19 protein-coding genes and 1 pseudogene are annotated in these 19,108 nt (G+C 61.2%); 5 read left to right on the forward strand and 15 right to left on the reverse strand.

Translation table 11 applies throughout. The features are described from left to right. The first annotated feature begins 51 nt into the window (after positions 1-51). Entirely contained in the window at positions 52-720 is a 669-nt protein-coding gene (gene elbB, locus LAB08_RS29215) for an isoprenoid biosynthesis glyoxalase ElbB (protein WP_096514284.1), read from the forward strand. A gap of 117 nt (positions 721-837) precedes the next feature. Here elbB and LAB08_RS29220 read toward each other — a convergent pair whose 3' ends face one another. The 5 genes from LAB08_RS29220 to abc-f all read right to left on the reverse strand — a co-directional run bounded on the left by LAB08_RS29220 (position 838) and on the right by abc-f (position 6,805). Next, positions 838-1,293, reverse strand: coding sequence for a YaiI/YqxD family protein (locus tag LAB08_RS29220; RefSeq protein ID WP_096514283.1), 456 nt, complete (start codon positions 1,291-1,293; stop codon positions 838-840). Between the two features lie 105 nt (positions 1,294-1,398). Then, positions 1,399-3,294: a cytochrome c/FTR1 family iron permease gene (locus LAB08_RS29225; RefSeq protein ID WP_096514282.1), complete on the reverse strand. Its 1,896-nt coding sequence runs from the start codon at positions 3,292-3,294 to the stop codon at positions 1,399-1,401. Between the two features lie 150 nt (positions 3,295-3,444). After that, positions 3,445-4,077, reverse strand: coding sequence for a LysE family transporter (locus tag LAB08_RS29230; RefSeq protein ID WP_096514281.1), 633 nt, complete (start codon positions 4,075-4,077; stop codon positions 3,445-3,447). Between the two features lie 236 nt (positions 4,078-4,313). Beyond that, positions 4,314-4,895: a mechanosensitive ion channel family protein gene (locus tag LAB08_RS29235; protein ID WP_096514280.1), complete on the reverse strand. Its 582-nt coding sequence runs from the start codon at positions 4,893-4,895 to the stop codon at positions 4,314-4,316. Beyond that, complete coding sequence (gene abc-f / locus LAB08_RS29240; RefSeq protein WP_096514279.1) at positions 4,895-6,805, reverse strand: ribosomal protection-like ABC-F family protein; 1,911 nt, start codon at positions 6,803-6,805, stop codon at positions 4,895-4,897. Before abc-f ends, LAB08_RS29235 begins: the two co-directional genes overlap by 1 nt. Positions 6,806-6,855: 50 nt before the next feature. On the opposite strand from abc-f, the gene LAB08_RS29245 reads away from it, so the two are divergent. Beyond that, positions 6,856-7,320, forward strand: coding sequence for a TIGR02444 family protein (locus LAB08_RS29245; RefSeq protein WP_096514278.1), 465 nt, complete (start codon positions 6,856-6,858; stop codon positions 7,318-7,320). Here LAB08_RS29245 and LAB08_RS29250 read toward each other — a convergent pair. Beyond that, entirely contained in the window at positions 7,317-8,477 is a 1,161-nt protein-coding gene (locus LAB08_RS29250) for an AlgP family protein (protein WP_096514277.1), read from the reverse strand. The genes LAB08_RS29245 and LAB08_RS29250 overlap by 4 nt on opposite strands. Positions 8,478-8,669: 192 nt before the next feature. Here LAB08_RS29250 and LAB08_RS29255 point away from each other — a divergent pair, with 192 nt between their 5' ends. Beyond that, positions 8,670-9,335 carry an FKBP-type peptidyl-prolyl cis-trans isomerase gene (locus LAB08_RS29255; RefSeq protein ID WP_096514276.1) on the forward strand — a complete coding sequence of 222 codons (666 nt, stop codon included), beginning with the start codon at positions 8,670-8,672 and terminating at the stop codon, positions 9,333-9,335. A gap of 61 nt (positions 9,336-9,396) precedes the next feature. On the opposite strand, the gene rsd is transcribed toward LAB08_RS29255, so the two are convergent. From rsd to LAB08_RS30880, 8 genes and pseudogenes are all read right to left on the reverse strand, one after another. Then, a complete protein-coding gene (rsd, locus tag LAB08_RS29260; RefSeq protein ID WP_096514275.1) occupies positions 9,397-9,855 on the reverse strand; it encodes a sigma D regulator in 459 nt (152 codons plus the stop codon). A gap of 173 nt (positions 9,856-10,028) precedes the next feature. Beyond that, positions 10,029-10,580, reverse strand: coding sequence for a disulfide bond formation protein B (locus LAB08_RS29265; protein ID WP_096514274.1), 552 nt, complete (start codon positions 10,578-10,580; stop codon positions 10,029-10,031). Positions 10,581-10,861: 281 nt separating this feature from the next. Beyond that, on the reverse strand, positions 10,862-12,100 hold the full coding sequence (locus LAB08_RS29270; RefSeq protein WP_096514273.1) for a heme biosynthesis protein HemY: 1,239 nt from the start codon (positions 12,098-12,100) through the stop codon (positions 10,862-10,864). Beyond that, a complete protein-coding gene (locus tag LAB08_RS29275; protein WP_096514272.1) occupies positions 12,097-13,254 on the reverse strand; it encodes a uroporphyrinogen-III C-methyltransferase in 1,158 nt (385 codons plus the stop codon). Before LAB08_RS29275 ends, LAB08_RS29270 begins: the two co-directional genes overlap by 4 nt. A gap of 16 nt (positions 13,255-13,270) precedes the next feature. Next, positions 13,271-14,038, reverse strand: a complete 768-nt coding sequence (locus LAB08_RS29280) for a uroporphyrinogen-III synthase (RefSeq protein WP_096514271.1) — start codon at positions 14,036-14,038, stop codon at positions 13,271-13,273. After that, on the reverse strand, positions 14,035-14,976 hold the full coding sequence (gene hemC, locus LAB08_RS29285; RefSeq protein ID WP_096514270.1) for a hydroxymethylbilane synthase: 942 nt from the start codon (positions 14,974-14,976) through the stop codon (positions 14,035-14,037). Before hemC ends, LAB08_RS29280 begins: the two co-directional genes overlap by 4 nt. A gap of 138 nt (positions 14,977-15,114) precedes the next feature. Next, a complete protein-coding gene (locus LAB08_RS29290) occupies positions 15,115-15,861 on the reverse strand; it encodes a LytR/AlgR family response regulator transcription factor (protein WP_096514269.1) in 747 nt (248 codons plus the stop codon). Continuing rightward, positions 15,858-15,974 (reverse strand): annotated as a pseudogene (locus tag LAB08_RS30880) (sensor histidine kinase); the annotation flags it as partial. The gene LAB08_RS29290 and the pseudogene LAB08_RS30880, both read right to left, overlap by 4 nt. Positions 15,975-16,396: 422 nt before the next feature. On the opposite strand from LAB08_RS30880, the gene argH reads away from it, so the two are divergent. After that, positions 16,397-17,791 carry an argininosuccinate lyase gene (gene argH, locus LAB08_RS29295; RefSeq protein ID WP_096514267.1) on the forward strand — a complete coding sequence of 465 codons (1,395 nt, stop codon included), beginning with the start codon at positions 16,397-16,399 and terminating at the stop codon, positions 17,789-17,791. Between the two features lie 110 nt (positions 17,792-17,901). On the opposite strand, the gene LAB08_RS29300 is transcribed toward argH, so the two are convergent. Continuing rightward, positions 17,902-18,561 (reverse strand): glutathione S-transferase family protein, encoded by a 660-nt coding sequence (locus LAB08_RS29300; protein ID WP_096514266.1) that lies wholly within the window; start codon positions 18,559-18,561, stop codon positions 17,902-17,904. Between the two features lie 124 nt (positions 18,562-18,685). Between LAB08_RS29300 and LAB08_RS29305 the strand changes: the two genes are divergently transcribed. Further along, positions 18,686-18,982 (forward strand): hypothetical protein, encoded by a 297-nt coding sequence (locus tag LAB08_RS29305; protein WP_096514265.1) that lies wholly within the window; start codon positions 18,686-18,688, stop codon positions 18,980-18,982. The last annotated feature ends 126 nt before the right edge of the window (positions 18,983-19,108 follow it).

A 19,108-nucleotide genomic window follows, 5' to 3' on the forward strand; every position in this document is an offset into this window, starting at 1 on the left:
ACGAGTGACAAATTAGTGGACATTTAACGCCATGAATCTGGAGAAAAGCCCATGAGCAAAAAAGTTGCAGTGATCCTTTCCGGTTGTGGTGTGTACGACGGCGCCGAGATCTATGAAAGCGTGATTACCCTGCTGCGCCTGGACCAGCGTGGCGCGCAGGTGCAGTGTTTCGCACCAAATATTGCGCAGCTGCATGTGATCAACCACCTGACCGGCGAAGAAATGCCCGAATCGCGCAATGTGCTGGTGGAATCGGCGCGGATTGCCCGCGGCGAGATCAAGGATATCCGCGAAGCAGACGCCGAAGATTTCGATGCCCTGATCATTCCCGGCGGATTCGGATCGGCCAAGAACCTCTCCAACTTCGCCATCGAAGGCACCGGCTGCACCGTGCAACCGGAAGTCCTGGCCTTGACCGAAGCGTTTGCCGAGGCCGGAAAACCGGTCGGTCTGATCTGCATCTCCCCTGCCCTGGCGGCGAAGATCTATGGCCCCGGCGTGACCTGCACCATCGGCAACGATGCCGACACCGCAGCCGCCCTGAACAAGATGGGCGCCACCCACAAGGATTGTGCGGTGAGCGACATTGTCGAAGACAAGGCGCGCAAACTGGTGAGCACCCCGGCGTACATGCTGGCGCAAAGCATCAGCGAAGCGGCTTCGGGCATCAACAAACTGGTCGACCGCGTACTCGAACTGACCCACGAAAACGACGCCTGATGTGATCTGAATGTGGGAGCGAGCCTGCTCGCGAAAGCGGAGTGTCATTCAGCATTGATGTTGACTGATACATCGCATTCGCGAGCAGGCTCGCTCCCACAAGGTTTTATGCCAGCCTCAGGGTTTGCGGGTCAGCCGGGTTAAAATCCGATCCAGCGCATTGGCAAACGCCTGCTTCTCGCGCTCGCCAAACGGTGCGGGGCCGCCGCTCATCTGCCCCTGCTCACGCAAATCGGTGAACAGGTTGCGCACCGCCAGCCGATCGCCCATGTTCTGCGCGTCGAACTCCTTGCCCCGCGGGTCCAGCGCCGCTACGCCTTTTTTCACCAGGCGGTCCGCCAGGGGCACATCGCTGCAGATCACCAGTTCACCGGGCACTGCGTGTTCCACCAGGTAATCGTCGGCCGCGTCCGGGCCACTCGGCACCACGATCAGCTTCACCAGGGCCAGGCCCGGCTTGATCTGCGGCTGCCCGGCCACCAGCACCACTTCGAACCGGCGCTTGAGGGCGAACTTCACCACCAGATCCTTGGCCGCTCGGGGGCAGGCGTCGGCATCGATCCAGACACGCATCAGGTTTTCCTCTCTAAAAGCTTCGCGAGCAGGCTCGCTCCCACAGGTTATACGCAAATCCTGTGGGAGCGAGCCTGCTCGCGAATATGAGCGAAGCGAATGCCGTTAAGCCGTAACCCGCTGCTTCTCGGCCACACGACTGCGGCCATACAGCACGACGATCGCAATGATCGCCACCGCCTGCGCACTCAGCGAATACGCATCCGCATGAATCCCCAGCCACTCGAAGTCGAAGAACGGCACCGGCCGCGTACCGAAGATTCCGGCCTCCTGCAATGCCTTCACGCCATGTCCGGCGAACACCACCGACAATGCGCACAACAGACCGGCGTTGATGCTGAAGAACAACGCCAACGGCAATTTCGCCGATCCGCGCAGGATCACCCAAGCAAGGCCCACCAACAGCACCAACGCCGTCGCGCCGCCAGCCAGCACCGCATCGTGGCCCGCAGGGCCAGCCTGCAACCACAGGGTCTCGTAGAACAGGATCACTTCGAACAGTTCACGATACACCGAGAAGAACGCCAGGATCGCAAAACCGAAACGCCCGCCACCGCCCACCAGGCTGCTCTTGATGTAATCCTGCCAGGCCGCGGCATGACGACGGTCGTGCATCCACACGCCAAGCCACAGCACCATGACGCTGGCGAACAACGCCGTCGCCCCTTCCAGCAACTCACGCTGCGAACCGCTGACATCGATCACATACGCCGCCAGCGCCCAGGTCCCGAGCCCGGCCAACAGTGCCAGCCCCCAACCGACGTTGACACTGCGCACCGCCGACTGCTGGCCGGTGTTACGCAAGAAGGCGAGGATCGCCGCCAGCACCAAAATCGCCTCCAGCCCTTCACGCAGCAGAATCAACAGGCCGGAAATGTAGCTCAGCGACCAGCTCAAGCCGTCGTTGCCCAGCAAGCCGGCAGAGGCCCTCAACTTGGCCTTGGCCGCCTCCAGACGCTGCTCGACCTGCTCCATCGGCAAGCCATCCTGCAACGACTGACGGTAGGCCATCAGCGACTTTTCGGTGTCTTTGCGCACATTGGCATCGACGTTATCGAGAGAGCTTTCGACCAGTTCGAAGCCTTCCAGGTACGCCGCCACCGACAAGTCATAGGCCTGTTCGCGGTCGCCCGCACGGTAAGCTGCGAGGCTCTTGTCCAGGGTGGCGGCGGTGTAGTCGAGCAACTGCGCCGGGCCACGCTTGACCTGCGGTGGTTGCGCCCGTTGCGCACGGAAGGTTGCCGCCGCTTGCGGACCATCGGCAGCCTGCACTTCGGCCGGTGTCTGGCGGGCCAGATCGGCAATGTTGTAGACCTTGTCGCCGCTGGACGTCGCCGGGTCCGAACTGAAGCTGGCGATATAGGTGGCCAGGTCCCAACGCTGACGATCATCCAACTGATCGGCGAAGGCTGGCATGTCGGTGCCTTCAACCCCTAGACCCAGGGTGCTGTAGATCGCATAGAGACTCAGGTGATCCAGACGCGCGTTATCACGCAGGTTGGTCGGAGGCGGCGTCAGGCCGACGCCCGCCGGGCCATCACCCGCCCCGGCATCGCCGTGGCATACCGAACAGTGCTGCGCGTACAGCGGCGCACCACGGGTCGGGTCCGGGGTGATGATCGGGGCCTGGCTGACTTCATAGGCCACGGCCAGCTGCGCGCCGAGTTGCCGTGCCTGACGGGCGACATCCGCGCCATCCTGACGCGCAGTGATCGCATGACGCAGTGTGCTGATGCCCTGCTCCAATCCGGCCTTTTCCTGCTTGGCCGGCATGCCAGTCACCAGGCCTTGTAGCGCCTGGACGAACTCCAGTTGCTCGCGGTATTCAGCCTCGTTGACAACCTTGCCTGCCTGCACCGCTTCCGGGTAGTCCGCACCAATGTAATCGAGTAAATGCAGGGCTTGCGGTGCGCCCTCCACCGTGTCGGCCAGCAGATTAAAACTGCATAAGGCGAACACCGGCGCTATCAGCCAGGCCAGGAATCGGGACGGGGCAATCATGAATGAATCTCAATTGAAAACAGGAAGTAACATATTGTTCCCTCCCAATAACTTTCACTCAAGCTTTGTATGCACTGTCCAAGGGCTAGCCACCACCCGGCCAATAAAAAAGGCGACCTGAGAAGGTCGCCTTTTTTGTGCCTGCCGGTTTTACGCCGCCGCTTTTCGCAGCGTCGCCATGAACGCCGCCGCGCCGATGAACAGTCCGGCAAACGTGCGGTTCATGCGTTTTTGCTGTTTGGGCGTGCGCAACAGACGCAGCACCTTGGACGCCAGCCCGGTATACCCGGCCATGACGATCAGGTCGACGCAAATCATGGTCACACCGATGATCAGGTACTGGATCACCAGTGGCGCGTGCGGGTCGATGAACTGAGGCAACACCGCGAGCATGAACACCAGCGCCTTCGGGTTGCTGATGTTCACCAGGAAACCACGGAACACCAGGACCATCGGTTTGCCGATCGGGCGGATGGCTGCGTCATCCGCCATGTCGCTGGGCAGCGCACGCCATTGCTTGATCGCGAGGTAGACCAGGTACGCCACGCCGAACCATTTGATCGCATAGAAGGCTGTGGCCGACGCCGTGAGAATCGCCCCCACACCGGCGCCGACAATGGCGATCTGCACCGCCAGGCCCAATTGCAGGCCCAAGGCGTTCCAATAGCCACGCCAGAAACCGTATTGCAGACCGCTGGACATCGACGCAATGGCGCCGGCACCGGGAGACAGACTGATCACCCAGCAGGCGGCAAAAAACGCCAGCCATGTTTGAAGCTCCATTGCACACCTCGACTCAGACTCGTGACAGACGTCTAAGCTAATGCGGCTTTGGGCGGATGACTATCGATTTTTTGCGGGATATTGCGGTAGCCGACCGGCGTTTGCACCTTGAGGGCCCCTTCGCGAGCAGGCTCGCTCCCACAATTTGATCTCAGTGAGTACAAAATTTGTGAACACCTCAGATCCACTGTGGGAGCGGCCTGCTCGCGAAAGCGGTCTGTCAGCAAACAGAGGGCTTACTTCTCAAACCCACTCGAAGGAAACACATCAGTCCCACGCCAACGCCGCACCGAACGCTGGAAGAACAGGCTATTGGGCACTTGCACCATCGCACTGCCAGTACCCAGTTCTTCAGCCTCGATCAACGTGGTGTACAGCAGATTGATCGCCACGACCCGGCCTTTGACGCCAGGCTTGTCGGTGGTGTCCACCAATTCGACCACATCGCCAAGACGGAACGGGCCAACGGTAAAGATCAGGATCGCGCAGAGCAGATTGGAGAGCACGCTCCACATGGCGAAAAACGCCACCGCAGCGACCGCGACAAAACCGGACAACGCCGTCCAGAGCACCGTGGCCGACACCCCGAGGCGCTCCAGCACGAAAATCAGCGCGCTACCCATGATCAGCCAGCGCAGGCCGCCGCGCAGCGGCATCAGCAATTGCGGCGGAAACGGGTAGCGCTCGCCCAGTCGGGTCAGACCTTTGGCGACAAAGCGCTGGGCGATGTAACCGGCCAGCAGGATCAGCAGGATTTGCACGCCGAGCCAGATCGGCTCGACCCACATCGCCGGCAGCGGGAGCCTCAAGGCGTCCATCAGGACAGCGACTCCAGCTCCGCCTGCATGCTCTCCAGCAGTTCCAGGGCTTCCATCCAGGCTTCTTCCAGCTCCGCTTCACGCACCTTCAACTTGGCCTGCTCGGCCAGCAGATCACGCAACTCGTTCTTGCGCATTGGCTCGTAGATATCGCTGTCGCCGAGGCTGGCGTCGATCTTCGCCAGTTTCTCGTGGAGCTTGCCCAACTCGGCTTCGAGCTTGTCGGCCTCGCGCTTGTGCGGTGCCAGTTGCTGACGCAAGGCGGCTGCAGCCTGACGCTGGGCTTTCTTGTCGGTCTTGTCCGGGTTGACCGGGGTTGTGCTGACTGGAGCATTGCGCTGACGGTAGTCCACCAGCCAACGGGTGTAGTCTTCCAGGTCGCCGTCGAACTCTTCGACCTTGCCGTCCGCCACCAGGAAGAAGTTATCGGTAGTGCTTTTGAGCAGGTGACGGTCGTGGGAGACCACCAGTACCGCACCACTGAATTCCTGTAGGGCCATGGTCAGCGCCAGGCGCATTTCCAGGTCCAGGTGGTTGGTCGGTTCGTCGAGCAGCAACAGGTTCGGCCGGTCCCAGGCGATCAACGCCAGGGCCAGGCGTGCCTTCTCGCCACCGGAGAAATTCAGCACCGGCTCATCGATCCGCGCACCACGGAAGTCGAAACCGCCGAGGAAGTCCCGCAGGGTCTGTTCGCGCTCGGTCGGGGCCAGACGCTGCAAGTGCAGCAATGGGCTGGCCTTGGAATCCAGGGAGTCGAGCTGATGCTGGGCGAAGTAGCCGACGACGGTGTTCTCGCCACGGGTCAACCGGCCGGCCAGCGGTTCGAGTTCACCCGCGAGGTTCTTGATCAGGGTCGACTTGCCCGCGCCGTTAGGGCCGAGCAATCCGATCCGCGCGCCGGGGGTCAGTTGCAGCTTGACCTTCTCCAGCACGGTCTTCTCGCCGTAGCCCAGGCGGGCATCGGACAGGTCGATCAGCGGGCTGGAAATTTTCTGCGATTCGCGGAAGACGAAATCGAACGGCGAATCGACGTGGGCAGCTGTCAGCTCTTCCATCCGCTCCAGCGCCTTGATCCGGCTCTGGGCCTGACGGGCCTTGGTGGCCTGGGCCTTGAAGCGGGCGATGTAGCTTTCCATGTGCGCGCGCTGTGCCTGCTGCTTCTCGTAGGCCTGCTGTTGCTGGGCCAAGCGTTCGGCACGGGCACGCTCGAAAGCGCTGTAGCCACCACGGTACAGGGTGATCTTGCGCTGATCGACGTGGGCCACGTGATCGACCACGGCATCGAGGAAGTCGCGGTCGTGGGAGATCAGCATCAGGGTGCCGGGATAATTCTTGAGCCACTCTTCGAGCCAGATGATGGCGTCGAGGTCCAGGTGGTTGGTCGGTTCGTCGAGCAGCAACAGGTCCGAAGGGCACATCAGGGCCTGGGCCAGGTTCAGGCGCATCCGCCAGCCACCGGAGAAATCTCCGACCTGACGATCCATCTGATCGTTGGTGAACCCGAGGCCCGCCAGCAACTTGCGCGCCCGCGCGTCGGCGGTGTAACCGTCGGCGCTGTCGAGTTCCGCGTGCAGGCGGGCCTGTGCGGCACCGTCATGGGCCGCTTCGGCGGCCGCCAGGTCGCGTTGCACCTGGCGCAGGCGCAAGTCGCCATCGAGCACGTAGTCGACCGCCAGGCGATCGAGCGTGTCGACCTCCTGACGCATGTGGGCGATATGCCAGTCGGCCGGCAGGAAGCAATCGCCCGAGTCCGGGTGCAATTCACCCCGAAGCAAGGCGAACAGGCTCGATTTGCCGGCGCCGTTGGCACCGATGAGGCCGGCTTTCTGGCCGGCGTGCAGCGTCAGCTCGGCGTCTTCTAGCAGACGTTGCGGGCCACGCTGTAAAGTCAGGTTCTGAAGTCGAATCATAATGGCGGCGGAGTCTACCAGCTTCGCTCGCAACTGGCGCGAGTAGCACTATGTCCTCTGACCTGTGGAGCTTTTCCGTAGAGACCTATTCCCGTCGCGGCGTTGAACCCCTGTGCCTGCACTTGCAGTCGCAGGGTGCGAACGTGTGCCTGCTGCTGTGCGGGCTGTGGCTGGGAGAACGTGGCGTGTCCTTCGACGAACAACGGTTGAAGCGGCTTCTTGATGTAGCCGGACCTTGGGACGCTGAGGTCGTGCGACCGGTGCGCGCCCTGCGAGAACGATGGAAAGTCGCCGCGAGCGAGGATGCTGGCCTGAACAATTTGCGCGAGGAAGTGAAGACACTGGAAATGGAAGCCGAACGACTTCTGTTATTGCAATTGGAGCGAGTGGCGCAGGGTTGGCCAGAAGATGAGGCGGCCGATCTATCGGCCTGGCTCGAAGGTGTAGCAGCGGACGCCGCCCACCTGAACCGCGACGCGCTGCTTCAGCTGCGCGTCGCGGCAACCGGCACTTAGGAAGCGCTGGTTGGGGTGGTGGTGCTCGACGGTGCTACTGGCGTTGGCGCAGTGGTGGCTGTCGAGGTGGTTGCCGTTGGCGCAGGAGCAGCCGAAACAGATGGCGCTGGCGCTGGCGTCGCTGGCTTGGCAGCAGGTGCCGGGGTCGGCTTGGCAGCAACGGCCGGTTTTTTCACGGCGGGTTTCGCTGCAGGCTTGGCAGCCGGTTTTGCAGCGACTGGTTTGGCTGCTGGTTTTACAGCCGGTTTGGCAGCAGCAGGTTTGGCTGCCGGTTTCGCTGCGGCAGGTTTTGCGGCAGTGGCTGGCTTGGCGGCGGCAGGTTTTGCAGCAGCCGTTTTCGCAGCCGGTCTGGCCGCTGGTTTTGCAGCTGGCTTGGCAGCGGTTTTAGCCGCGACAGGTTTTGCCGCTGGCTTGGCCGCAGGTTTTGCAGCGGCAGTCCTGGCAGCAGGTTTTGCGGCTGGCTTGGCGGCAGGTTTGGCTGCCGGTTTTGCTGCTGCGGTTTTCGCTACGGCGGGTTTCGCAGCAGCGGTTCTTGCGGCCGGTTTTGCGGCAGCTGTTTTAGCAGCAGCTGGCTTGGCAGCGGCCGTTCTGGCAGCCGGTTTGGCAGCGCTGGCAGCAACCGGTTTTTTCGCCGCTGGTTTTGCTGCGGCTTTCACCGGTGCTTTGGCAACCGGTTTGGCGGCAGGCTTGGCCGGTGCTTTTGCAGCAACCGGTTTGGCAGCGGCTTTCTTCGCAGGGGCCGCAGCAGGCTTGGCCGCACGCAGGGACAATGCCTTGCCGACAGCCTCTTGTACTCGACCAACGCCCTGGGCCAGTTTCAGGCTTTCTTGAGCGTCGCGCTTGAGTTGCAGAATGTAGCCGCGAGTGTCCGACTGACGCGCCTTGAGGGCATCAAGCAGGTCCTCGAGTTCCTTCACTCCGTCCTTGGCTTTGGCTTGTGCCTTAGCCTTGCCGGCCGCCGCAGCGTCCTGCAATTTGGTGCGGGTTTTGTGCAATTTTTCCTGCGCTTTTCCGCGCTGCTTTTCCAGTTTGGCGAGCAGTTTTTCAGCATCAGCCAAGGCTTCGGAACAAGCGGTTTCCAGATGCTCGAGCAAGCTGCCCGAGAGTTGTTGGAGTAAGTGCAACGGGGTATTTACAGGCTTCTTGGTGGCCGACATGGTTTACCTCCTGGCTGACGTGGGTGCGGCTCATACTAGACCTCTGCTGCTACCGCCGCTAGGGCATCTTGACAGTATCCAAAGCGTTGCGTTGCAACGGATCGAAAATGTTCTGCGCTTGAACAAAAGCAGTTCACCGTTGAACGCATTCTCACTGGCATAATCGCCCGCATCTCAGGTTGGAGAGTGCACATGTCGCGCTACTTTTTTTTATCGCTCTGCGTGATTTTTTCCGCGGCCCACGCTGCTGAAAAAACCCAGGAAAATGATGCCCACGATCTCGCTTACAGCCTGGGTGCGAGCCTCGGTGAACGCTTGCGCCAGGAGGTTCCCGACCTGCAGCTAAAAGCGCTGGTTGAAGGTTTGCAGCAAGCCTATCAAGGCAAACCGCTGGCGCTGAAAGACGAGCAGATCGAACAGATTCTGACCGAGCACGAAGCCCGGGTTGCCACGCAAACACCTGCACCGCAAAGCGAACTGGCGCTGGAAAACGAGCAGCGTTTTCTCGCCGGGGAAAAAGCCAAACCCGGCGTTCGCGAACTGGCCGATGGAATTCTGCTGACGGAGTTGGTACCGGGTAATGGCGCCAAGGCCGGACCGAACGGAAAAGTGCAGGTGCTTTACGTCGGACGCCTTCCCGACGGTACGGTGTTCGACCAGAACGACCAGCCACAATGGTTCAGCCTCGACAGCGTGATCAACGGCTGGCGCAGTGCGTTGCAGAACATGCCGGTCGGTGCCAAATGGCGCCTGGTGATTCCATCGGCACAGGCCTACGGTGCCGACGGTGCCGGCGACCTGATCGCACCGTTCACGCCGCTGGTATTCGAAGTCGAATTGCGCGGCGCCACCAGCTGACAGCGGAAATGAAAAACGGTGCGCCTTGGCGCACCGTTTCGGGGTCTTGCGAGAAGCGGGTTCAGGCCTGGACCGAGTCTTCTTCCTTGTGAGCGGTGTGCAGCACTTCGATCAGGCAATCTTCCAGCTCGAAGCGTTCGTGCAACAGGCCACCGAGTTCCTTGAACTTCTCTGCGACGCATTTGCCGGCATCGCACAGGTCATTGAACGCGAGCAGTTTTTCGGTGATGACGTCGATGCGCGGGTAGATGGTCTCGGCGAGTTCCAGGCCACGCTTGTCGTTGAAGGCCTTGGCCTCCCCCGTCAGCTGCTCATAGATCTCGAAGTGTCCGGCAGACACGTAGTCGACCAGCACACCGCAGAATTCCTGCAAAGGTTTGCGGTTTTCACCCAGCGCCTCGGGCTTGGCGCCGAGTGCGTCGTAGGCCCCGATCAGTTCTCGACGCTCCTGCAACCAGCGATCGATCAGCAGATGTACTCCACCCCAACGTTCCTGAGCATTCTGACAACTTTCGAGCATGGCGGTCTCTCTTCCCTTGTGGGTCATGCTGCCCTACACCCGTCGCCCTGAAAATCAGGAATCGGCCAGGCAGAGCGTCATCGAGCAACATAATTCCAATGACACGTGCGGGCAGATTATGCCCGCGCGACTGTGGCTTCAAGGTACGCAGGCGATAAAGTTCATACAAGTGTTTAATCACCCGCCAGTGCCCGGCGCGACGACTCGCCGCTGAGCGGTCGCCGCATGGCGGTCCAGACAAGGCGCAACAGCTGATAAATCCCCAGCATCGTCATCGCGATGAAGAACAACAAACTCCATTCCGGAATGCTCAGGTCGAACAGTGTCCAGGCGATCTGACCACAGTCGAGGGTGCCTTTAAACATCTGCTGCACAACACCGATCCAGGACGTGCTGGCAACCAGGTCGGGCAGATTGGGGGCGCAGGTCGATATCTGATGCGCAGGATCACTTTGCAGCAGCACCTGCCGCCACGCCATGACCGCTCCCGCCAGACTGCAGAACAGACCGAGCAACCAATACACGAAAGAACCCAGGCGACCAGGGCCCTGCACTGCGGCCGTCAGGCAGACACCCGTCAGCAACGCCAGGCAAGCCCGTTGCAACAGGCACAAACCACATGGCTTGAGGCCAACGGCATACTCAAGATAGTAGGACACACCCAGGACCAGGGCGCCCGCAACGAAAACCGTGAAAAACAAGGAGCGTGTGCAGGCCGAATACATGGATTTTCCGTAACAGTAAGGACCGACAGCTACGGTAGAGGAAAGCGCGCCGGCGTTTCAAGGCAGGGCTACAGGGACACTTCAACAGGAGTGTAGGGAATTCCCGACAGCGGTAAGAGGATTAGGTGTAATCGTTTGTAGGACGCTGCCGAAGACGCAATCAGACGTAAAAAAACCGACATCAAAATGCGTGTGTGGTGGCATGGGGGCCGCTTCGCAGCCCCGGCGGGAAGAGCTCCTTCGCCACAAGGTCATCTTTGAGCCATTGAGTCCCGGCTCAATCAAGCGCGAATGGGCACCGGCAATGGCGCTGCCAGCAAGCGCTCATCGAGCAACCCCAGACCTTCCTGGAACAGTTGATTGCTGCGCCCGGTGTCACCCATTTGCGCCAACAGCCGCGCCAGCTCGGCACAGGCTTCGGGATTGCGCTGAACGCGCAGGCTGCTTTCCAGATAATCCCGGGCCTTGCCCCACAAGCTGCTTTGCAGGCACAGGCGCCCCAACGTCAGCAACAGGCCTGGGTCGGCGGGATGGTCCTTGAGCCAGCCTTCGGCGTGTTGCAATTGACGAGCCGGATCACTGCCACGAACCAGCCCGTAGAGACGCGCCAGGTGACTGTCATAGTTGCGCTTGAGCGCTGTGCGCAAGACTTCCTCGGCCTCGACCTGCGCACCCAGCTGCCGCAGTTGCTCGGCGTAGGCAAGCACCAGTTGCGGTTCTTGACGCTGAGCCGCAGACAGTTGCTGCCAGGCACGATTGAGCGATTGCAAACCAACGGTCCCGCCCTCTTCCTGATGCGCCGCCAGCGACAGGTTCTCGCCCCAGGCACGGCGCTCCAGCTCGACCAGTTCAGCCGGCGGGAGAACCTTGTCCTTGCGTAACTCTGGCAACAGGCGAATCAGCGCCGACCAGTCGCCCCGTTGCTGATGCAGGCGCTGCAATTGGCGCAGAGTCTGTGCGTTATGAGGGTGGCGTTCGTGCATCGCTTGCAGGGTCGTCAGGGCGCCTTCGGTATCGCCACGATCGGTCTGCAATTGTGCGTGGTTCAGGGCAATCGCCAGCTCGGCCTGAGGCTGACGCTCCAACGCCCGCTCCAGCAGACTGTCGCTCTCTTCGTAATGCCCTTGCTCGTTCGCGGCGCGGGCAGCGCCGAGGTAGTAGAGCAGCGGCTGGCGCTCGGCTTCCGCAGCCCGATGCAAGTGGCGCTGCGCACTGGCCCAGCGCCCCTCGGCCAGATCCAGCTGACCGTGCTCGATCGCCACTTGTATCCGGCGACTGCGATTGCGCCGCGACCAGGGATTGACCACGCCGCCGGAAGTCGTCACCAGTTCGATCAACGCCTTGATGCCCCAGAACACCAGCCAGAGCACGGCAACCAGCGCCAGCGTCGCCCACAGACTCGACTCGAAGCGGAAACTTTTATAAGCGATCAGCACGTAACCGGAATGCTCGGCAATCGCCAACCCCAACGCAGCCGCAGCGGCTATGGCCAGGAACACGATCACATACAGGCGCTTCATGGCGTGGCCTCCTGCGCGGCGCTTGCGGCAGGCTTGGCCAGCGGCTTGATCGAATCTTCGGCGTTGACATTGCGCCGCTCCAGATAACCCTGGACCGCACTGAGCGTCCCGGTCAGGTCCGGGGTCACCACGGTCACTGGCTGCGTGCTCAGTTCGGCCACCTGATCAAGCATCACTTTGCTCTGCGGGTTGTCCGGGTTGAAATTACCTTTGAGTACGTCACGCGCCTCGTCCAGTGCCTGACTGTAAACCACAGCCTGGCCATTGAGTGCAGCCCATTGTGCCTGCTCCAGCGCCAGGCTCAGGGCCAGACGCACCTGGCTCAGGCTCTGCCCGGCAAGCAATGGGCGGACATTTTTATCGGCATTGAAATCGATGCGGATGTAACGCGAGATCTGATCCCACCATTGCGCCCAGCGACTGGCGCCGTCGCCGTCGGCGGTCAGGCCGAGCAGCGATTCGCCACGCTCTTTGTACTCGGGTGCCAGCTCGGTGAGGCCAGTAACCTGTTCGCGCAGCGCCCCCAGGCGCAGGAACAGCCCGGTGCGATCCGGCTGCTCGGTGCTGCGCAACGCCACAAGGGTCTTGGCCACCTGTTCGCGCGCGGCGAAGGCACCCGGATCATTTTGTTCGCGCAGAATTTCGTCGGCACCCTGCACCAGGGCCTGGGCGCTGCTGATGTCCTGCAAGGCAGACAGGCGCAGACTGGCCAGACGCAGCAAGTGCTCGGCCTCGGCCAGGCGCCAGTCCTTGCGGCTGGCGCCGAGGACGGTTTCCAGTCGCTGATTCAGCCGCTGCTGATCGCCTTGCAGCTGAATCACCAGACGACTGCGCTCTTCCAGCACATCGGCGCCGGGCAATTGCTCCAGACGCGCGCTCAGGCGCTGTTCATTGAGCTTCAGGCTTTGCGCCTCGTCGCTCAACGCCTGCACCTGACTCAAGTGCTGCTGGTTGGTCGCTTGCAGGTGGCGCACCTGCCAGACGCCCCAACCGCCCACCGCCACACCGACAGCGCCCACCAGCAGCGCGACGATCGCCAGCCCATTGCCTCGGCGCTGCACTGCAACAGGCGGCGGCATTTGATCAACAGGTGCATCGAGCGGTGCATCGAGCACAGGTCGCGCGTTATCTTTAGGCAAGGCTGTTTCGCTCACGTATCCATCCTTTGCATTAGAGAACGGGTTCGGGATGCTCCCGCAACGCCGTCAGCAAGGCCGCGGCACTGGCGCCACGACAATCCACAACAGTCAGGGCACCGGCAGCACGTGCCAGCTCGGCGACCCTGGGGCTAGGTACAAACAACGGCAACCGCGCCAATTGCGGCCAGGCATCGCCAGCCAATTGATGCAGGTGCTCAAAACCCTGTCCACTGCTGACCACCAGTGCATTCAGGCGTTCCGATTCGATACGTCCGGGCAGTGCTGCCGGCGGGTATTGCGGCAGCTCGCGGCGGTACAACTCCAGGTACTCGACACTAGCACCTCGCTCACGCAAGCGCTCAGCCAGCAACTCGCGACCACCCTCCCCACGCAGGATCAGCACACGCGGCTCGGGTCGGGCGATAGCCTCGCGCAAATTCGCCAGCTCAAGCAAGGCTTCGCTGTCATCGCCATCCTCCGGAAAGCTCACGTCCAGGTGGTGATCCTCAAGAATCTGCGCTGTCGCCGCGCCAACGCTGAACCACTTCACACGCGGTGTTTGCGCGCAAAACCGGTCGAGCAGTTCGACGCCGATCCGCGCGGCGGGCTTGCTGACTACGATCACTGCGCAGTAATGATCCAGGTCGCGGATCACGTCGCGCATTGTGTCAGAGGCAGGGATTGGCACGATGTCCAAAAGCGGCAAGCTGCTGCTGAAAATCCCCTGCCCGGCCAGGAAGCCGCTCAGCGCCGCCGACTCATCCGCCGGACGCGTCAGCAGCAGGCGCCAGCCCGTCACTCGTGTCCTGCCTCGCCATAGACCGCTTTGAGAATGTCGGCGGCGCCCTGGCTCAACAAGTCTTCGGCCACTCGCACACCCAGGGCTTCGGCATCACCACGCGGTGCACGCGCCTGCGCGCTGAGCAGCAGACCGCCATTGGGATCACCCACCAAGCCGCGCAACCAGATCTGTTCGCCTTCAAGCACGGCGTAGCAGGCGATCGGCACCTGGCAACCGCCATTCAGATGTTTGTTGAGGGCACGTTCGGCGGTCACTCGGGTGGCGGTGTCCTGGTGATGCAGCGGTGCCAGCAGCGCGTGAATTTCGCTGTCGGCACTGCGGCACTCGATGCCCACTGCGCCTTGACCACCCGCCGGCAGACTGTCGTCGACACTGATGGCCGAGGTAATGCGATCTTCAAAACCCAGGCGAATCAAACCGGCGGAGGCAAGGATAATGGCGTCGTATTCGCCAGCATCGAGCTTGGCCAGGCGAGTGTTGACGTTTCCGCGCAAGAAGCGGATTTCCAGGTCCGGACGACGGGTCAGCAACTGGGCCTGACGGCGCAGGCTCGACGTGCCGACGATGCTGCCTGGCGGCAATTCTTCAAGGCTGGCGTAGGTATTGGAGACAAATGCATCGCGCGGGTCTTCGCGCTCGCAGATACAGAACAGGCCGAGGCCTTCAGGGAAATCCATCGGCACGTCTTTCATGGAGTGCACGGCGATGTCTGCTTCGTTTTCCAGCAGCGCGGTTTCCAGCTCCTTGACGAACAGGCCCTTGCCGCCGATTTTCGACAGCGGTGAGTCGAGCAGCTTGTCGCCGCGACTGACCATCGGAACCAGCGTCACGAGAAGGCCCGGATGGGCCTCTTCCAGACGGGCTTTGACGTATTCGGCCTGCCACAGGGCGAGAGCACTTTTGCGGGTGGCGATGCGGATCTGGCGAGAGGACATGGATCAATCCGTACTGAATAGATACGGCGGATAATAACAGCTCAGCCAAATCCACTTTGACTTGTATCAGAAACTACTGTGCCTCCCTGGCCCCGGGTGTCCGGCAATCGGGTGTGAAATTCGCCTGCGACCGGCGAATCAAAGCTGTTGCATCATTTTCCGCACGCCGGCCACATGGCGCCGACTGACGATCAACGCATCGCCGTTCAGGCCTTTGAGGAACAGCTGAAAATGTCCCAGAGGCGTTCGCTGCAAGCGTTCGATACGCTCACGAGCAACCAGTGCGTTGCGGTGGATGCGCACGAAACGGTCACCGAATTCGTCTTCAAGGGCTTTGAGCGGTTCGTCGAGCAGCACCTCGCCGGTTTCGTGGCGCAAGGTCACGTATTTGTGATCGGCGATGAAGTAAACCACCTGATCCAGCGGAATCAGCTCGATCCCCTTACGGGTGCGTGCGCTGATATGGCTGCGGGGGCCACTGCCACTTTCGGCGGCCGGACGGGTCAGGGCCGAGAGTTGGACACGATTGGGACGTTCGGCTTTTTTTAACGCGTCATGTAAATGTTCAGTTCTCACCGGTTTCACCAGATAGCCTACGGCGCTGGCCTGTAAGGCTTCCACGGCAAATTCATCGGGCCCCGTGCAAAACACCACGGCGGGCGGGGTTTCGCGCTCGCACAATCGCGCGGCCACTTGCAGGCCATCGAGGCCTGGCATGCGGATATCGAGCAGAACGATATCCGGTTTGTGGCTGTCGATCAGTGCCAGCGCCTCTTCGCCGTTCGTGGCGCTGGGCTCCAGGACACTGTATCCCTCGAGTTCGCCAACCATTCGGCTCAGGCGCTCGCGGGCAAGGGGGTCGTCATCAACGATCAGGACATTCATATTGCGCTGGATTCCTGCGTGAGTCTCGCACAAGGATAGCGTAGACAGGTGAAGTGACGTCCGTCACCGCGATCCACGCTAAGACTAGCCCGAGCGTCAAAAAGTGCCGCTCGTCCGGCGGTAAAAATTTTATCCGACGGGCAATTGGCGGCCCAGGCCCGCATTGGCGACACATCGCCACAGGGTTTGCTGATACGCAATATGAACACCCCTCTTCTTATAGTCAGCATCTGCACCGAGAAGTGCGCTAGTCCTACTGTCCAACTGTAGACGGTTGCCGGGCCGATATTGCTCAAATGAGAAATATCGTTGCGCAAACAGTGAAAACTGCAGGAGCGAGCTTGCTCGCGATGGACGCTAACGAAAACGAGGGCTTCCTGGATACACGCGTCGCCTTCAGGTTCATCGCGAGCAGGCTCGCCCCTGCAGGTCCAATGAAAACCAGTCGACCAGTGTCAGCGACAGCATTGGCAACCCTGTTATTATCCGCGGCAGCTTTCAACGCCATCTTTCTTCAGCCGATACGAGCGAATTCATGAGCACTGACAAGACCAATCAGTCCTGGGGCGGCCGCTTCAGTGAACCCGTCGACGCCTTCGTCGCCCGCTTCACCGCCTCCGTCACCTTCGACCAGCGCCTGTATCGCCACGACATCATGGGCTCGATTGCCCACGCCACCATGCTGGCCAAGGTCGGCGTGCTGACGGATGCCGAGCGCGACAGCATCATCGATGGCCTGAAGACCATCCAGGGTGAAATCGAGGCCGGCCAGTTCGACTGGCGCATCGACCTCGAAGACGTGCACATGAACATCGAGGCGCGCCTGACCGACCGCATCGGCGTGACCGGTAAAAAGCTGCACACCGGCCGCAGCCGTAACGATCAGGTCGCCACCGATATCCGTCTGTGGCTGCGTGACGAGATCGACCTGATCCTGGGCGAAATCACCCGTCTGCAAAAAGGCTTGCTGGAACAGGCCGAGCGCGAAGCGGGCAGCATCATGCCCGGCTTCACCCACCTGCAAACCGCGCAGCCGGTGACCTTCGGGCACCACATGCTGGCCTGGTTCGAAATGCTCAGCCGCGACTACGAGCGCCTGGTCGACTGCCGCAAACGCACCAACCGCATGCCACTGGGCAGCGCCGCACTGGCCGGCACCACCTACCCGATCGACCGTGAATACACCGCGCAACTGCTGGGCTTCGACGCGGTCGGGGGCAACTCCCTGGACAACGTGTCTGATCGCGATTTCGCCATCGAATTCTGCTCGGCTGCCAGTATCGCGATGATGCACCTGTCGCGCTTCTCCGAAGAGCTGGTGCTGTGGACCAGCGCGCAGTTCCAGTTCATCGATCTGCCGGACCGTTTCTGCACCGGCAGCTCGATCATGCCGCAAAAGAAAAACCCGGACGTGCCGGAGCTGGTGCGTGGCAAGACCGGCCGTGTATTCGGCGCGCTGATGGGCCTGCTGACCCTGATGAAAGGCCAGCCTCTGGCCTACAACAAGGACAACCAGGAAGACAAGGAACCGCTGTTCGACGCCGCCGATACCCTGCGCGACTCGTTGCGTGCCTTTGCCGACATGATCCCGGCGATCAAGCCCAAGCACGCCATGATGCGCGAAGCAGCCCTGCGCGGTTTCTCCACTGCCACTGACCTGGCCGACTACCTGGTGCGTCGTGGCCTGCCGTTCCGGGATTGCCACGAAATCGTGGGTCATGCCGTGAAGTACGGCGTGGAAAGCGGCAAGGACCTGGCGGAAATGAGCCTGGAAGAACTGCGCAAGTTCAGCGACCAGATCGATCAGGACGTGTTCGCCGTGCTGACACTGGAAGGTTCGGTCAATGCCCGTAACCACATCGGAGGAACGGCGCCGGCACAGGTGAAGGCAGCCGTGGCTCGCGGCCAGGCGCTGCTCGCCAGCCGCTAAAAGCATCGCGGGCAAGCCTTGCTCCCACAGGTCGCGTCGATTTCGAAATCAATGCTGACCTGTGGGAGCAAGGCTTGCCCGCGATGGCATTCGCAAGAACGCTACAAAAACTATTTCTTGGACGCGATCATCGCCATGAACGCCGGCATCGCCGCTTCCTTGTCCGCCGCAACCCGTTGCACGTTCGGATTGTCCCCCAGACGCTCCAGCAGCGCCTTGGCTTCTGGCAGTTCAGCCAGCAAATCAATATCAAACAGCTTTTTCGCCACCCCACAGGCCAGCGGCACGCTGTACAAGAAGTACACATCCGCCACGCTCAGGCTGTCGCCCGCCACGTAAGGGCTGAATTTTCCGTGCCTGCCCAAGGATGCAACGCCCAGCAGCAATTCGGCCTTGGTCTTTTCCTTGATCGCATCCGGCAACGTCATGCCGAAAAACGCTTCGGGATAGCAGGCGCGCGCAGGCAGTTCGATATACAGCTCGATCTCCTTGGCCAGTGCCAACACCTGAGCACGCTCAAAGGAATCGCTCGGCAGCAGCGGCTTGCCTTTCTGGCTTTGCTCGATGTATTCGAGGATCACGCTGGTTTCATTGATGAAACCCTGCTCGACACCCAACACCGGCACCTTGCCACGCGGGCTGATGGCCAGCGCTTCAGGCGTCTGGCCGGCATAAAACGGCACCTCTTCAAACGGCAGTCCTTTTTCCAGCAGCGCCAGCTTGACCATGTTGTAGTAGTTGCTGACGGAAAATCCATAAAGCTTGAGCATCACATAGCCTCCAGGCCGTGCAGGGGTTGGCAGTGCCTGTTATAGAACGCCGCGGCCATTCTCGCCAGCAGCATCACAGCCCTGAATGCGGGTAAACTGGCCACCTTTCCTAGAGGAGCCTGCCATGAGCGAGCCAACCCCCGATACCCGCCAAGACGACATCGACGAAGAAGAGTTCGCCGAGAACACGCTGATCGAAGCCATCGAAAACCAGATTGAAAGCGATAATCCGCCGGCAGCCAAGGCGACGTTCAACAAGCTGACACTGGTGGGTTACGAGCGGGAGGAAATCCTCAACCTGATGGCCCACGTTTTAGCGGTAGAAATCGACGCTATCCTCGAAGAAGACCGCGCGTTCAATACCGAATGGTACGAAGCGGCGCTGCGTGCACTGCCAGAGTTGCCACCCGAAAAGAAATAACCCCTCCCTTCCCCCTGTAGGAGCGAGCCTGCTCGCGAAGAACCTGAGAGCACCGCGGGCTGTCAGGCCTCCAGCGTCATCGTTGACGACCATCGCGAGCAGGCTCGCTCCTACAGAGAGAAAAAA

Origin of the sequence: Pseudomonas izuensis (genome assembly GCF_002356535.2) — a bacterium.
Taxonomy (GTDB): domain Bacteria; phylum Pseudomonadota; class Gammaproteobacteria; order Pseudomonadales; family Pseudomonadaceae; genus Aquipseudomonas; species Aquipseudomonas izuensis.

What these genes read in the sequence shown, in the direction of transcription:
- LAB08_RS29250 (WP_096514277.1), bottom strand. Translation starts at nt 8,477, where the DNA reads ATGTCGGCCACCAAGAAGCCTGTAAATACCCCGTTGCACTTACTCCAA.
- LAB08_RS29270 (WP_096514273.1), bottom strand. Translation starts at nt 12,100, where the DNA reads ATGAAGCGCCTGTATGTGATCGTGTTCCTGGCCATAGCCGCTGCGGCT.
- LAB08_RS29235 (WP_096514280.1), bottom strand. Translation starts at nt 4,895, where the DNA reads ATGGACGCCTTGAGGCTCCCGCTGCCGGCGATGTGGGTCGAGCCGATC.
- LAB08_RS29265 (WP_096514274.1), bottom strand. Translation starts at nt 10,580, where the DNA reads ATGTATTCGGCCTGCACACGCTCCTTGTTTTTCACGGTTTTCGTTGCG.
- LAB08_RS29300 (WP_096514266.1), bottom strand. Translation starts at nt 18,561, where the DNA reads ATGCTCAAGCTTTATGGATTTTCCGTCAGCAACTACTACAACATGGTC.
- argH (WP_096514267.1), top strand. Translation starts at nt 16,397, where the DNA reads ATGAGCACTGACAAGACCAATCAGTCCTGGGGCGGCCGCTTCAGTGAA.
- LAB08_RS29255 (WP_096514276.1), top strand. Translation starts at nt 8,670, where the DNA reads ATGTCGCGCTACTTTTTTTTATCGCTCTGCGTGATTTTTTCCGCGGCC.
- hemC (WP_096514270.1), bottom strand. Translation starts at nt 14,976, where the DNA reads ATGTCCTCTCGCCAGATCCGCATCGCCACCCGCAAAAGTGCTCTCGCC.
- rsd (WP_096514275.1), bottom strand. Translation starts at nt 9,855, where the DNA reads ATGCTCGAAAGTTGTCAGAATGCTCAGGAACGTTGGGGTGGAGTACAT.
- abc-f (WP_096514279.1), bottom strand. Translation starts at nt 6,805, where the DNA reads ATGATTCGACTTCAGAACCTGACTTTACAGCGTGGCCCGCAACGTCTG.
- LAB08_RS29290 (WP_096514269.1), bottom strand. Translation starts at nt 15,861, where the DNA reads ATGAATGTCCTGATCGTTGATGACGACCCCCTTGCCCGCGAGCGCCTG.
- LAB08_RS29245 (WP_096514278.1), top strand. Translation starts at nt 6,856, where the DNA reads ATGTCCTCTGACCTGTGGAGCTTTTCCGTAGAGACCTATTCCCGTCGC.
- elbB (WP_096514284.1), top strand. Translation starts at nt 52, where the DNA reads ATGAGCAAAAAAGTTGCAGTGATCCTTTCCGGTTGTGGTGTGTACGAC.
- LAB08_RS29220 (WP_096514283.1), bottom strand. Translation starts at nt 1,293, where the DNA reads ATGCGTGTCTGGATCGATGCCGACGCCTGCCCCCGAGCGGCCAAGGAT.
- LAB08_RS29305 (WP_096514265.1), top strand. Translation starts at nt 18,686, where the DNA reads ATGAGCGAGCCAACCCCCGATACCCGCCAAGACGACATCGACGAAGAA.
- LAB08_RS29225 (WP_096514282.1), bottom strand. Translation starts at nt 3,294, where the DNA reads ATGATTGCCCCGTCCCGATTCCTGGCCTGGCTGATAGCGCCGGTGTTC.
- LAB08_RS29230 (WP_096514281.1), bottom strand. Translation starts at nt 4,077, where the DNA reads ATGGAGCTTCAAACATGGCTGGCGTTTTTTGCCGCCTGCTGGGTGATC.